This window comes from Roseibium porphyridii (assembly GCF_026191725.2).
In the GTDB taxonomy this organism is placed as follows: Bacteria; Pseudomonadota; Alphaproteobacteria; order Rhizobiales; family Stappiaceae; genus Roseibium; species Roseibium porphyridii.
Window position 1 is genome coordinate 5,128,100 of record NZ_CP120863.1, and the last position, 14,174, is coordinate 5,142,273.

The 14,174-nt window shown below is 55.7% G+C and carries 14 protein-coding genes; 7 read left to right on the forward strand and 7 right to left on the reverse strand.

What is annotated here, in order from left to right:
* Positions 1 to 140 precede the first annotated feature (140 nt).
* Both K1718_RS23575 and K1718_RS23580 read left to right on the forward strand, forming a co-directional pair.
* On the forward strand, positions 141 to 1,364 hold the full coding sequence (locus K1718_RS23575; protein WP_265680636.1) for a TIGR03862 family flavoprotein: 1,224 nt from the start codon (positions 141 to 143) through the stop codon (positions 1,362 to 1,364).
* Positions 1,361 to 1,816 (forward strand): YaiI/YqxD family protein, encoded by a 456-nt coding sequence (locus K1718_RS23580; protein WP_152503259.1) that lies wholly within the window; start codon positions 1,361 to 1,363, stop codon positions 1,814 to 1,816. The genes K1718_RS23575 and K1718_RS23580 overlap by 4 nt, the downstream gene beginning before the upstream one ends.
* Before the next feature lie 168 nt (positions 1,817 to 1,984).
* Here K1718_RS23580 and K1718_RS23585 read toward each other — a convergent pair whose 3' ends face one another.
* A complete protein-coding gene (locus tag K1718_RS23585) occupies positions 1,985 to 2,326 on the reverse strand; it encodes a BA14K family protein (RefSeq protein ID WP_265680635.1) in 342 nt (113 codons plus the stop codon).
* Positions 2,327 to 2,702: 376 nt separating this feature from the next.
* On the opposite strand from K1718_RS23585, the gene K1718_RS23590 reads away from it, so the two are divergent.
* Positions 2,703 to 2,915 (forward strand): cold-shock protein, encoded by a 213-nt coding sequence (locus K1718_RS23590; protein WP_141188395.1) that lies wholly within the window; start codon positions 2,703 to 2,705, stop codon positions 2,913 to 2,915.
* Between the two features lie 128 nt (positions 2,916 to 3,043).
* On the opposite strand, the gene choV is transcribed toward K1718_RS23590, so the two are convergent.
* The 3 genes from choV to K1718_RS23605 all read right to left on the reverse strand — a co-directional run bounded on the left by choV (position 3,044) and on the right by K1718_RS23605 (position 5,950).
* Entirely contained in the window at positions 3,044 to 4,087 is a 1,044-nt protein-coding gene (choV, locus tag K1718_RS23595; RefSeq protein ID WP_152503261.1) for a choline ABC transporter ATP-binding protein, read from the reverse strand.
* Complete coding sequence (choW, locus tag K1718_RS23600; RefSeq protein WP_152503262.1) at positions 4,084 to 4,926, reverse strand: choline ABC transporter permease subunit; 843 nt, start codon at positions 4,924 to 4,926, stop codon at positions 4,084 to 4,086. Before choW ends, choV begins: the two co-directional genes overlap by 4 nt.
* 79 nt (positions 4,927 to 5,005) lie before the next feature.
* Entirely contained in the window at positions 5,006 to 5,950 is a 945-nt protein-coding gene (locus K1718_RS23605) for a choline ABC transporter substrate-binding protein (RefSeq protein ID WP_265680634.1), read from the reverse strand.
* A gap of 192 nt (positions 5,951 to 6,142) precedes the next feature.
* On the opposite strand from K1718_RS23605, the gene betI reads away from it, so the two are divergent.
* The 4 genes from betI to K1718_RS23625 all read left to right on the forward strand — a co-directional run bounded on the left by betI (position 6,143) and on the right by K1718_RS23625 (position 11,358).
* A complete protein-coding gene (gene betI, locus K1718_RS23610) occupies positions 6,143 to 6,745 on the forward strand; it encodes a transcriptional regulator BetI (RefSeq protein ID WP_152503264.1) in 603 nt (200 codons plus the stop codon).
* A 19-nt stretch (positions 6,746 to 6,764) separates the two neighbouring features.
* Positions 6,765 to 8,423, forward strand: coding sequence for a choline dehydrogenase (gene betA / locus K1718_RS23615; protein ID WP_265680633.1), 1,659 nt, complete (start codon positions 6,765 to 6,767; stop codon positions 8,421 to 8,423).
* Positions 8,424 to 8,470: 47 nt separating this feature from the next.
* A complete protein-coding gene (gene betB, locus K1718_RS23620) occupies positions 8,471 to 9,934 on the forward strand; it encodes a betaine-aldehyde dehydrogenase (RefSeq protein ID WP_265680632.1) in 1,464 nt (487 codons plus the stop codon).
* Between the two features lie 140 nt (positions 9,935 to 10,074).
* A complete protein-coding gene (locus tag K1718_RS23625; protein ID WP_152503267.1) occupies positions 10,075 to 11,358 on the forward strand; it encodes an adenylate/guanylate cyclase domain-containing protein in 1,284 nt (427 codons plus the stop codon).
* Positions 11,359 to 11,419: 61 nt separating this feature from the next.
* Here the strand turns inward: K1718_RS23625 and hemP are convergent, their stop codons facing one another.
* From hemP to K1718_RS23640, 3 genes are all read right to left on the reverse strand, one after another.
* A complete protein-coding gene (hemP, locus tag K1718_RS23630) occupies positions 11,420 to 11,632 on the reverse strand; it encodes a hemin uptake protein HemP (RefSeq protein ID WP_152503268.1) in 213 nt (70 codons plus the stop codon).
* Positions 11,633 to 11,991: 359 nt separating this feature from the next.
* Complete coding sequence (locus tag K1718_RS23635; RefSeq protein ID WP_152503269.1) at positions 11,992 to 12,456, reverse strand: Rrf2 family transcriptional regulator; 465 nt, start codon at positions 12,454 to 12,456, stop codon at positions 11,992 to 11,994.
* 103 nt (positions 12,457 to 12,559) lie between these two features.
* Positions 12,560 to 14,173: a glycoside hydrolase family 43 protein gene (locus K1718_RS23640; RefSeq protein WP_265680631.1), complete on the reverse strand. Its 1,614-nt coding sequence runs from the start codon at positions 14,171 to 14,173 to the stop codon at positions 12,560 to 12,562.
* Position 14,174: the final 1 nt, after the last annotated feature.

The window sequence follows — 14,174 nt, forward strand, 5'->3', positions numbered from 1 at the left end:
AAAACTTGAGAAGTTCATCTTGCGCAAAGGCACGGCTGCAGAGCACTTGGAAGCAACCTGCCATACGCCTGAGATGCAAGTCTTTGCTGAACATGAAAATGCCGGTGGCCAAGCAAGGCCAGTCCAACTAATAAAGCGCCATGACCGATGTTCTGATCATAGGTGCCGGACCGGCCGGGCTGTTCGCTGCCGAGCAACTATCGGCGAAGGGCCTTGAGGTGACCGTTGCCGACAAGATGCCTTCGCCAGCCCGCAAGTTTCTGATGGCCGGACGTGGTGGTCTAAACCTGACCCACAGCGAAGACATTGATGTTTTTCTGGGTCGGTATCGCGAGGCACGCAACTTCCTGGACCCCATGATCCGTGCTTTTTCGCCAAATGATCTTCGCGACTGGTGTCATAGCCTTGGCGAAGAGACCTTTGTCGGCAGCAGCGGCAGGGTGTTTCCAAAGTCCATGAAAGCCTCGCCCCTGCTGCGTGCATGGCTTCGGCGGCTCGACCAACGCGGTGTCAAACTGCTGACACGCCACACCTTCACCGGACTGACCGCAGAAGGCGCGGCACTCTTGAAACCCGAGGGTGGAGAGCCGAAAACCTTTCCTTGTCGCGCCCTTCTGCTTGCCCTTGGCGGGGCAAGTTGGCCAAGGCTGGGTTCCGACGCGGCATGGACCCCGGCACTTGAAGAACACCAGATCAACATATCCCGGTTTCAGCCCTCCAATTGCGGCTTTCTCGTCGCCTGGAGCGAGATCCTGAAAGACAGGTTTGCGGGTACGCCCTTGAAGCGCATTGCTCTGAGCCTCGATGGCAGCCAATGCAGTGGAGAAGCGCTGCTGTCAGCAAAGGGGATCGAAGGCGGCGCGGTTTATGCTCTTTCCGCAGAATTACGCGAGAAGATCAACAGCAACGGCTCCGCAGAGCTCTTGATTGATCTGCGCCCAGCTATGTCGATAGACACGGTGCGCCAGAAACTCTCCCGGCCGCGGCGCAAACAATCCATCTCGACTTTTTTGAAAAAGGCGCTGAAACTGAACCCTGTCGAACAAGCGCTCTTGCGCGAAGTTGGCCCCCTTCCCGAAGATCCAGAAGGCCTTGCCGCGCGGATCAAGGCCTTGCCCGTTCTGTGCTCCGCCCCTTACGACATTGACCGCGCGATTTCATCGGCTGGTGGCATCGCACTTGGCGACATTGACGATGGACTGATGTTGCGCGCTCAACCTGGTGTGTTTGTGGCCGGCGAAATGCTCGACTGGGAGGCGCCAACCGGCGGCTATCTGCTTCAAGCCTGTTTTGCCACCGGTCGACAGGCCGCAATCGGCATTCAAAACTATCTAAGCAATATCGTGGAGGGCGAACGCGCATGACTGTGCTTTATGTGGACGCCGATGCCTGTCCGGTAAAGAACGAAGCCGTCCGTGTTGGTGAACGGCACAATGTTGCAATCAAGTTTGTGTCCAACAGCTGGATGCGTTTGCCGGAAGGTGATCTGGTCGAGCGAGTTGTCGTGCCGGAAGGCCCGGATGAAGCAGACAATTGGATTGCGGAGCGCGCTCAGACAGGCGACGTCGTCGTGACAGCTGATGTGCCGCTGGCGTCCAGATGCGTCAAGGCAGGCGCACTGGTAATCGGGCCGACCGGCAAGCCTTTCAGTGAAGACGGGATCGGTATGCGTCTCGCGATGCGGGACTTGAAAACGCACTTGCGCGAAATTGGTGAAATCCGGGAAGGTGGCCCCTCCTTTACCAAAGCCGACAGATCGCGGTTCTTAAATCAGTTGGAAACAATCATGCGGGCAGCAAAGCGCGCTGTAACTTAAGGCTAACGCCTTTGTCAGATCCGGCTGCAAACCGCTGATCAAATGAAAACTCCCCGCAAGGTTGGGAGGAATACCTTGCAGGGAGTAGAGCCGGAAACCCATTCTTGGGGATTACGCCCCGGCTTTATGTTGCTTTGTCCAAGCCCGTTCCAATGACGGGTGTTTCGTTTATCGGCAGAACGTGTACTGACCTGAATACGCCAGAAAGTAGCCGGTGTTCGGATTAAACGAGCGATACTTGCGGCTGCAGTAGTTGTACCAAGCCGGAGACCAGGGCGCCGGGCGGTAGGTCACGACCGGGGCCGGTGCCGGGTAATAGGCCGGCGGCGGTGCAACATAGCGCGGCTGCGACAATGCGGAGCCAAGGATCGCACCGGCAGCAAGGCCACCTGCGATGCCAACGCCGACCTGCCAGCCTTCGGCGGCATTTGCAGATTGCGTCTGAGTGGTGAGGGCTGCACCGGCAACAAGAGCCAGCGCGATTGTGGTGTTAGCTACTTTCTTGAACATGACGGTGTCCCTTCGTTTTTCCGAGGCCCCTGCGTGCCTCAGTTCATGAATGGACAATAGCCACGGCAGCAATTTGTCTCTGTGACCGGGGTCACAAGCTGTCACTTTCCAAAAAAAGGGCTGAAAAACGTTTGTTTGACCAACTTACGCATCTTTCACTTGTCGGAACAGGCTGCGCGCCTTACATTATGCAGCGTCGGCGCAAGCTGCGTCGTACGGGACATGACGAAAGACCCGGTGAGACTGACGACTTCGGCAACGGCTTCATCAAGCTACGCTCTGAATTACAAAGCTTTCCGTTTCTTATTTGACTTCTCGTTTATCCGCGCTCTGCCGGAAACGGACGGGCGCATTTAACCAACGGAAAGGTTTCTCCATGCGTGAGAACGGCACAATCAAATTCTTCAACCACGACCGCGGCTTCGGCTTCATCACGCCTGAAAACGGCGGCAAGGACGTATTCGTTCACGTCACTGCATTTGAGCAGGCTGGTATCGGTACGCCGGTTGAAGGCGCAAAAATCTCGTTCGTCGCCGAAGACGATCGTCGCGGCCGCGGCAAGCAGGCTGCTCAGCTCGAGCTTCTCTAAGTTCAGAGGCTTTGCCGCTCAGATCGAGTGGCTATGGGTCGAAAACGCGAAAACGGGGCCGATTGGCCCCGTTTTTGTTTTGCCACATCACGCGTGCAACTTCAGCATGACGACGGCGTTCGGTTTCTTTAGAGCATGCAATCGAGCAGCTCGTTTTCCCCGATCACACCGACAATCGCACCGTCCTTTTGAACGACAACAGGTTCGGTGCTCGACTTTTTCAGTTTGGCGACTTCGCGGATCGGCGTTCCATCTTCACAGGACAGGGCACTGGCCAGCGATCCGGCAAGGCTCCCTGGAGGCACCATGATGTCACGCGCCCTCAGAACATTCAGCGGGTTCATGTGACTGACAAAATCGGCGACGTATTCAGTTGCCGGCGATTTGACGATCTCCTGAGGAGTTCCCAGCTGGATGACCCTTCCGCCTTCCATGATGGCAATACGCGAACCGATCTTGGCGGCTTCGTCGAGATCGTGGCTCACGAAAATAATGGTTCGATTGAGTTCCTTCTGAAGATCAAGGAGCTCGTCCTGCAACTTGTCACGGATCAGCGGATCCAGCGCCGAGAAAGGTTCATCCATCAACAGGATCGGAGCGTCGGTTGCAAATGCCCTGGCCAGACCGACGCGCTGCTGCATGCCGCCGGAAAGTTCATGAACGAATTTCTCGCCCCAACCGGACAGCCCGACCAGCTTCAGTTGTTCCTCAACCTTCGCCAGTCGTTCCTTCGCTGACATACCGGCAAGTTCCAGACCAAAGCCGACATTTTCGGCGACCGTACGCCATGGCAGCAAGCCGAACTGCTGGAACACCATCGCAATCCGGTGTCGTCGCAATTCACGCAGATCGTTTTCCGAACAGGTTTCCGGGTTCACGAACTGCTTGCCGTCATGAACCTGGACTTCACCGCGAATGACCGGGTTCAGTCCGTTGACGGCCCGCAAGAGCGTTGACTTGCCGGAACCGGACAACCCCATGAGGACGATGACCTCACCCTCATGAATGTCAAAACTCGCACCGGCAACACCAAGAATCTGACCTGTTTCAGCCTGGATATCCTGCCGCGTTTTCCCTGCATCGATCAGAGGAAGAGCGCTCGCGGGTTTGTCGCCAAAGACGATGTCGACATCTTTGAAGGAAACGACCGGGGTCGATTGTTCTACACTCATCGTTTGCCTCCTTCCTGAGCCCGGAAAAACCGGTCAAGCACGATGGCAATCAGAACGATGCAGACACCGACTTCAAAACCCTGTGCAATGTTGACGGTATTCAGCGCCCTGAGGGTCGGCACACCGAGACCGTCAGCGCCAACAAGTGCGGCAATCACCACCATCGACAGCGACAGCATGATGGTCTGCGTCAGGCCGGCCATGATTTGCGGCAGCGCGTAGGGCAATTCGATCTTCCAGAGAAGCTGGCGTTTCGTTGCCCCGAATGCCTGACCGGCTTCCAAAAGCGCTGTAGGGGTGGAGGACACACCAAGCTGGGTCAGGCGAATGGGAGCCGGAATGGCAAAGATCACTGTCGCGATCAGTCCAGGCACCATACCAAGCCCAAAAAGAATGAGTGCCGGGATAAGATAAACAAAGGTCGGGATTGTCTGCATGAGATCCAACACCGGGCGGATCGCTGCATAAAAGCGCGGATTATGCGCGCCGAGCACACCGATCGGCACGCCGACTGCCATACATACGACTGAGGCCGCAATGACCAGCGCCAGCGTTTCGGTTGTTTCTTCCCAGTAGCCCTGATTGATGATGAGCAGCAGCGACACAGCAACGAACACCGCGAAGGCGAGCGTGCGATGAACCGCGTAACCGATGGCCACAGCCACAACGACAATGACCAGAGGATGCGGCGTCTGCAACAACCACAAGATCCCATCGATCAGTGTTTCCAGGAATAACGAGATGCCGTCGAATACCCAATAGGCATTGTCAGTCAACCAGTCGACCACGGACCGTGCCCATGGGCCGATCGGAAGTTTATTGTCTGTCAGCCAGTCCAACCCGCCTCTCCGTTCTTTTTGTTCTTAAAAAGGAAAACGCCGGCGGGGTGATCCACGCCGGCGCTGATTTCGCTTCAGGTTAGAGGCCAAGTGCCCCTTTAACGGCAGCGAAGCTGTCACCGCCATCAAACGTTTTTACGCCGACAAGCCAGTTTTCGAAGGTTGCCGGATGCTCTTTCAGCCACGCAGCGGCTGCCTTGTTGGGATCCTCGCCATCAATCAGGATCGCACCCATGATCTCATTTTCCATGGCCAGCGAGAACTCAAGGTTTTCAAGAAGCTTGCCCACATTCGGGCACTCGCCGGTGTAGCCAGCGCGCACGTTTGTGTAGACGGTCGCTCCACCGTAGTTGGGGCCAAAGATGTCATCGCCACCTTCAAGATACGCCATTTCGAAGCTGGCGTTCATCGGATGCGGCTCCCAACCGAGGAAGACAATGTCATTCTCACGGCGGTTCGCACGAGCGACCTGAGCGAGCATGCCTTGTTCGGAGGACTCGACGACTTCAAAGCCCTTCAGTTCAAAAAGGTTTTCGTCGATCATTCCGATGATGAGGCGGTTGCCATCGTTGCCCGGCTCGATGCCGTATATCTTGCCGTCGAGATCGTCGCGGAACTTGGCAATATCCGAAAAGCTCTTCAGGCCCTTGTCGTAGGTGTATTTCGGAACAGCAAGCGTGTATTTCGCGCCTTCAAGGTTGGCGCGGACCGTCTCGACGGAACCGTCTTCGCGATACGCCTTGATGTCACCTTCCATGGTCGGCATCCAGTTGCCGAGGAAAATATCGATGTCCTTGTTCTTCAAGGAGGCGTAGGTAACCGGCACGGAAAGGATTTTCACTTCCGGCTCATAGCCAAGCGCTTCGAGCACGACGGATGTGGCAGCGGTCGTTGCTGTGATGTCGGTCCAGCCTACATCAGAGAAACGAACGGTCTTGCAGGCTTCCGGGTCATTTGCCAGTGCGGTTCCGGACATCATCAGTCCAATTGCAAGTGCCCCAGCGAGTTTCGCTGCAATTTTCATTTGAGTACCTCCTTCGGAAAGTCGCTTTTTGTATGTGCAGTGGAAAGTGAGTACTGCCCAGCGTTCAGCTGTCTCGTTCCCCTCACTACAGCTTGAATGAACGCGATCCAAACATCCACCGGGAAAATTTGCAAGTTTTCATTGATTGATTAGTCAATTAAAAATAGATTTCGCTGAGATGTGGAGATCATTATGCCCAAGGTCGGAATGGAAGCGGAGCGGCGGCGAAGCCTTATTGACGCAACTGTCGATGCTATTCATGAGCGCGGATACAGTGACATAACGATGGCTCAGATCGCCAAACGCGCCGGCGTTTCTGGTGGTCTGGTGCACCATTACTTCGGGTCGAAAGATCAATTACTTGCAGCGACGATGCGCCATCTTCTGACGGAGCTCGGCCGCGCAATCAGCGATGGCCTTGCGATGGCGGAAACGCCGCGGCAGCGCATCTCCGCCATCATTGCCGGCAATTTCGCCGTTGATCAGTTCCAGCCGACGGTCATTGCGGCCTGGCTGGCCTTTTATGTTCAGTCCCGGACGACAGACAGCAACCGACGCTTGCTGCGCATTTATGCAGCCAGGCTCGCCTCAAATCTCACGCACGCGCTGCGCGCCTTCCTGCCACGGGATGAGGCGCGACGCGTTGCCGAAGGTACCGCCTCCATGATCGACGGTGTCTGGATCCGCCAGGCTCTCAGCGACACAAAGACCGACCGACAGGCGGCAATCGCCATGGTCGAAGACTATGTCGAAACGCAAATCGCGGCGCATGTCGCACGAACTTCAAACACATGATTAGCCGCGCGGAGCGCAGATGACGGACACGTTCGATTTTATCATTGTTGGTGCGGGCTCGGCCGGTTGCGCCATGGCATCCAGACTGTCGGAAGACGGCACCAATCGCGTTCTGGTACTGGAATTTGGCGGCACAGATGCTGGGCCGCTGATTCAGATGCCAGCGGCTCTTTCTTACCCGATGAACATGTCGCTATACGACTGGGGTTATTCCAGCGAACCCGAACCGCATTTGGGCGGTCGACGCTTGGCCACACCCCGGGGCAAAGTCATCGGTGGCTCGTCCTCCGTCAATGGCATGGTCTATGTTCGCGGTCATGCCTGCGATTTCGACACCTGGGAGGAAATGGGGGCCGCCGGCTGGGGTTATCGGCATGTTCTGCCCTACTACAAGCGACTGGAAACGAGCCACGGCGGCCAGACAGGTTGGCGCGGGAGCAACGGTCCCCTTCATGTCCAGCGGGGATCAAAGTGGAACCCACTGTTTCAGGCATTCAAGGATGCGGGTGAACAGGCCGGCTACGGTGTGACAGGCGATTATAATGGCGAGCGCCAGGAAGGCTTTGCCGATATGGAGATGACGGTCCATCGGGGACGCCGATGGTCCGCAGCGAATGCTTATCTGAAGCCGGCTCTGAAACGCGGAAACCTTGATCTGATCAAGGGCGCGCTTGTGCGCAAGGTCCTGATCGAAAACAATCGCGCAGTCGGCGTGGAATTCGAGACAGGCGGGGAAATTCGCACGGCGCGCGCGGAACGCGAAGTCGTGCTGGCGGCTTCCTCCATCAATTCTCCCAAAATCCTTATGCAGTCGGGCATCGGCGCAGCTGCTGACCTGAGTGCGCTTGGGATCGATGTCGTCGCCGACAGGCCGGGTGTTGGTGCCAACCTTCAAGACCATCTGGAGCTCTACATTCAGCAGGCCTGCGTTCAGCCGATCACGCTCTATAAGCACTGGAACCTTATCTCAAAGGCCGTGATCGGAGCACAGTGGCTGTTTTTCAAGAAAGGCCTTGGCGCGTCAAACCAGTTCGAAGCCGCTGCCTTCATTCGCTCAAAAGCCGGGGTGAAATATCCCGACATCCAGTATCACTTCCTGCCATTTGCAGTCCGCTACGACGGACAGGCCGCCGCTGAGGGCCACGGATTCCAGGCCCATGTTGGTCCGATGCGGTCAAAGTCACGCGGGGCCGTAAAACTGACGTCCAGCGACCCGCGCTCAAAACCCTCAATCTTCTTCAACTACATGTCTCACGAGGAAGACTGGGAAGATTTCCGCAAATGCATCAGGTTGACCCGTGAGCTCTTCGGTCAGGAAGCCTTTGCGGACTACCGCGGCAAGGAAATCCAGCCCGGTGACCATGTTCAAAGCGATGAAGCTCTGGATGATTTCATCCGGGAACACGCGGAAAGTGCTTATCACCCCTGCGGCACCTGTCGGATGGGTGCAAAGGACGATCCGATGGCGGTTGTCGATCCTGAATGCCGTGTGATCGGCGTCGATGGATTGCGAGTTGCAGACAGCTCCATCTTTCCGTTAATCACCAATGGCAACTTGAATGCACCTTCGATAATGGTCGGAGAGAAAGCCTCCGACCATATTCTGGGCATCGACCCTCTTCCGGCATCCAATCAGGAACCCTGGATCCATCCGGACTGGGAAACGTCCCAACGCTGAAACGACCAACCGGTGCGCCGGTACCAAAAAAGATCAGGAGCCATTTCATGCGCGCCCAACCTCAAGCCTCGCACTATGTCGGTGGCTCATACCTTGAAAGCCAGTCCGGCACGCCATTCGATTCGCTTTATCCGGCGACCGGAGAAGTCATTGCACGCATCGTCTCGGCCGATGACGCGATTGTCGACGCGGCGATAAAGTCCGCAAAAGAGGGTCAGAAAGTCTGGGCGGCGACACCGCCGGCCGAGCGTGGCCGCATCTTGCGCCGCACTGCAGAAATCCTGCGTGAGAAAAACCGCGAACTGTCGATCCTTGAAACTCTGGACACAGGCAAACCCCTTCAGGAGACGCTGATTGCCGATGCCGCATCTGGTGCCGACTGTCTTGAATATTATGGCGGTCTTGCCGCGACACTGACAGGCGAACATATCGAGCTCGGCGGTGCCTTTGCCTATACCAAGCGTGAGCCGCTCGGTATCTGCTTCGGTATCGGTGCCTGGAACTACCCAATCCAGATCGCGTGCTGGAAAGCCGCTCCTGCGCTTGTCTGCGGCAATGCCATGATTTTCAAACCTTCCGAAGTGACGCCACTGAGCGCCCTGAAGCTTGCGGAAGCTTTCTCGGAAGCCGGTCTGCCGGACGGTGTTTTCAACGTCTTGCAGGGCTTTGGAGACGTCGGCGCAAAAATGGTGGCCCATCCGGACATTGCCAAGGTGTCGTTGACAGGATCTGTGCCGACAGGTGCCAAAGTCGCGGCCCTTGCCGGTGAACATCTCAAGAAAACAACCCTGGAACTTGGCGGCAAGTCACCGCTGATCATTTTCGACGATGCGGATATCGAGAACGCTATTTCCGCAGCAATCAACGCAAACTTCTATTCAACGGGTCAAATCTGCTCGAACGGCACCCGGGTTTTCGTTCATAGCGGCATCAAGGAAGAATTCCTGAAGCGGCTCGCGGAGCGCACCAAGACAGCCATTCTTGGTGATCCACTGGACGAAGCGACTTCCATCGGACCACTGGTTTCCCGGCAGCAGCTGGACAAGGTGATGCACTACCTCAAGGTCGGTCAGAATGAAGGGGCCCGGCTTGTCTGCGGTGGGAATGCGGCAAAGGTAGACAGTTTCCCTGATGGTTATTTCGTCGAACCAACAGTCTTTGCGGATGTCAGCGACGATATGACCATCGCGCGTGAAGAAATCTTCGGCCCAGTGCTGAGCGTTCTTGATTTTGACGACGAGACGGATGTCGTTGACCGGGCAAACGACACGGAGTTCGGCCTCGCCGCCGGCGTTTTCACCCGAGATATTCAGCGCGCACACCGGGTCATCGACCGCTTGCAAGCAGGTACCTGCTGGATCAACACCTACAACCTCACCCCCATCGAAATGCCGTTTGGCGGTTACAAGAAATCTGGTATCGGTCGCGAAAACGGTCATGCTGCGATCGACTATTACAGCCAGATCAAAAGCGTCTATGTGGAAATGGGCGGGGTCGAAGCTGCATTCTGACCACAACGACCAAGTGGCACTCTCGATCATCCCCGGCACGAAACGCCGGGGATTTTGTTTGCCCAGCTATTTTGCGAACCTGAGTTTGAACTATATGTCCTGTTGACCCATCTGATCCCGGCGACACCATCGGAGCCCGCATGAACCAGGCAATGCTTGACCCCACCCCACGCAGCTATGCCCCGCATGTGCATCTTCTGAACCGCTCCCAACGAGGTCCTTCCAGCGCTCCAGCAAAACAGACACTTGACGATCTTCACGGCTGGCTTTTGCACGACGCCACCAAGATCGACAATGTCATGCTGATGTTCGAAGAGTTCATGTGGCGCTGCAAGGCGGCCGATCTCGGCATTGACCGCTGTACCCTTCACATCGGGACGCTTCATCCGCGTGTCATCGGCTTTTCGTGGTTCTGGAGCAGCAAAGACGAAATTTGCGATGAGATCGCAGCAGATTCAAATGCCATCAATCAAGAGGCCTTCACCCGCAATCCACTCTACAAAGTCATCATGCAGGGTGAGACGATCAAGGTTGACCTTGAATCGGAAGAAGGTCGAAACTCAGCGCCTCTCATGGGCGAGCTTGCGGAGCAAGGCTTCACTGTCTATGCCGCGGTGCCCCTGAGCGCGACCGGACAGACGTTCAACGCGATGACTTTCGCATCCACCAAGCCCGGTGGTTTCCCTGTCGATGGCAAGGAAAAAATCCGTGGCCTGATCGACCTTCTGGCGCTGCATGTCGAGCGTCACATCGTCCAGCGGATAGCACGCAACGTCGCTGACACGTATCTCGGCCCGATTGCAGGTCGACGTGTCCTGGACGGGGAAATTCGCCGTGGAGACGGAGAGGCAATCGAAGCCGTCGTTTTCATGTCGGATATGCGCGGGTTCACGCAGCTCGCCGATCGGCTCAGCGGCCCGGAAGTCACAGCGATCCTCAACGCATATTTCGACCGAGTGTCCGAAGCCGTCTTGTCCCATGGCGGCGACATCCTGAAATTCATGGGGGACGGCATCCTTGCCGTCTTCGATCAGAAAGCGATGGGGGAAACGGCAGCGGCCAACGCTGCGGTGAAAGCCTCCAAGGCAGCGCTGAACGCAATAGATGAACTGAATGAAGCGCCATTGGATGAATTGCCGGATCCGGCACTCTGGCACCCACTGAAGATCGGTATCGGTCTGCACCGGGGCGAAGTTTTCTTTGGCAATGTCGGAGGCGAAGAACGTCTGGACTTCACAGTTATTGGTCGGGCGGTGAATGAAACCAGCCGCGTGGAATCACTTTGCAAACCACTTGGCCGGGAACTTCTACTGACCGAACCTGTTCGTGCATCCTTATCAGGAGACTTGCGCACGGATTTGAATGAGATGGGAGAACATGCGTTGCGCGGTGTTGGCAAGCCAGTTGCCATTTTTGCAGCCTGATCAACATTCGGTCGCCTAACACTGACTTAGGCGACCCGCATTCTTGTCGGCTCAGGTACTGCTATTTCGTCAGAATGAGCTTGCCCTGTTTGGTAATGGATAGCCGGTAGGTTTCGTCGTTGTGCTGGATCTCGATCTGACGGAGATTTCCGAATAGCTCACGGGTATCCAGCTCAGTTTTTTCTCTTTTCGAGCTTGCAGGCAATGGCGGCCTGTTCCGGCTGGAGGAAGCGAGAGACAGACGTTGCTTCTGGCTGTTAGCGATCAGTGTCATGGCGCGCAAACGGTCCTTGGCCCTTATTGTGCTGCCCGCTAAGGCCTCCTAGAGGAGCAACAGCGGGCGATTTCGACGGCAAAAACAAAAGATGAGTTTTTAACTCCACTTTATACTTGACACTCATACTCAAGTTTTCCTATCAAAGCAATGCCTGATCGAAACGGAATTGGAAATCGCGTCCTCTGGTTTCGTTTCGGACAGGACCCCCGAGCAATCGGGGGTAAAAATGCCAGGCCAGCCAACCGCCCTCTCCTCTCCCTCAGCGGCAAGCCAGCCCGGCCTTTTCTCCAAAGGCATATCAAAAAAGGCGCTTACCGATTGGTAGCGCCTTTTGCGTTTTCATGAGCGTCTAAGTATCAGGCGTTGGCAGCGATCGGTGTTTTTGCGTTATCGATCTTCAACAGGTCGCGCATGCCAAACCGGTCTTCCGACAAATCCGCAATCGACTTTCCGTCGAGGACTTCCATGAACGCTTCAAGCGCTTCATGCAGGAGACCATTGAAACCACAGGACACGATCAATGGGCAATCCTTGCGGCCGCTGTCAAAGCACTCTGCCAGCAGGAAGCTTTCTTCCGCAGCACGCACCACCTCACCGACTGTGATCTGCTCGGCCGAGCGGGCAAGCATGACGCCGCCATTTCGTCCACGAATGGTTCTGATCAGATTGGCATCGACCAGCACCTTCATGATTTTGAACAGATGGGTTTCGGACATATCGAAGCTGGCGGCAATATCTGCGACCTTGCTTGGTTTGTCCGGGTTCACGGCGCAATACATGAGCGCACGAACGGCATAGTTGGTTTGTTGTGTCAAGCGCATGGCATAGATATGCGGTGCGCTGTCACAAAGGTCAATTCAAAATTTGAGTATTAGAGGCGACTTTTCGTCCTAGCCGCCACTTTATCATTGCTTCCCTGTTACTTCAGACAAGGTTTCGATAGCTGAAATAGTCAAAGTCTGCCGTTTTGGCCTGACCGGACGTATCCATCGCGTGCATTCCGACAAAAGCACCGGTGAAATTGCCATGAGCACCGCGGCCCGCAGCTTCGTCGGACAACAGAGTTGCATCAAATGCCGGACCGATCCGGTCCCAGTCACTTCCGGATGTCCGATACCAGAATCGCAGAGCCATTTCCTCAACTGTGACTTTCAATGCAACGGGACCGCTTTCCGGCAACGAAACGGATTCTTGCAGAGGCGCTTTGATATGTCCCTCCGGATCGTCACCGGGAGAGCTCAGAATTGTCAGAACGCGCCCCTTAACCTCGTCATGCGTTACAGCAAGATAGAAAAACTGCAATTGACCGTAGTATGCGATCAGTCCGGCTGTCTGTTGAAACGTTTCCGGTTGAAAATCGACAAGAGTTTCAGCCTCGTAGTCGTAGTGTGTCTGCCGCCTGGCAACAAACGCCTGTTCGAACCAGCTGCCAACGGATTCGCGTCCAAAGAGCCTCAAATGACCCGGCCGCTCCCTGAGCGAAAACAAACGGTCAGGATAGGGTGTGCGTAGCCACTGAAAAACATCCGGGAGTTCAGGACTGTCGAATTCATGTCGAGCGATTTCCTCTGGGAATACATGTTCCGGCAGGTTCGGTCCTGGTACGCTCGATTGTGGCGCAACACCGCCAGCTTCCAGCCGCAACCATCCATCATCGCCCCAGACGCATTTCTGGATCGCGGTCTCTCGACCCATCTGACAACGATCCTGACCAAGACGTGGTCGCCCCATCAAATGCACCAGATAGGTTTCACCAGTCTGGGTTTCGACAAAATCACCGTGCCCAGCCCTTTGGATCGGGTTGTCCGGATCGAACCGTGCCGTGACAACATGTTGTTCAGGATGGACGTCATATGGCCCACCAATTTGCCGGGATCTGGCTAGTGTCACCGCGTGATCATAGGCAGTCCCTCCCTCTGCGGTCAGCAGGTAGTACCAACCATCACGCTTATAAAGATGCGGGCCTTCGGTCAGGGCGAGCGGAGTGCCCTTGAAAATATTCTGGATGGGTCCGATCAATGCCTGTTTGACGGGATCGTATTCCTGAAGCGCGATGCCGGCGAAGGAATTGTGGCCCACCCGATGGTCCCAGATCATGTTCAAAAACCATTTGCGTCCGTCTTCATCATGGAATAGCGACGGATCAAAGCCTGAGGAATTTGTGTAGACAGGATCTGACCAGGGACCCTCGATGTCAGGAGCGGTAACAATATAATTGTGCGCATCCTTGAAGGATCCGTCTTTGCGTTTCACATCTGTGTAAACAAGCCAGAAAAGACCATCGGCATAGGTGAGGCAAGGTGCCCAGATACCGCAGGAGTCCGGATTGCCGCGCATGTCCAATTGCTCGGGCCGGGTCAACGGACGCATAACGAGCCGCCAGTTTTTCAAATCCCTGGAATGATGGATTTGAACGCCCGGAAACCATTCGAAGGTTGACGTTGCGATGTAGTAGTCGTTTCCCACCCGGCAAATGGACGGATCAGGATTGAATCCGGGCAGGATGGGGTTTTGAATATCCTGAGGTGCGTTACTCATT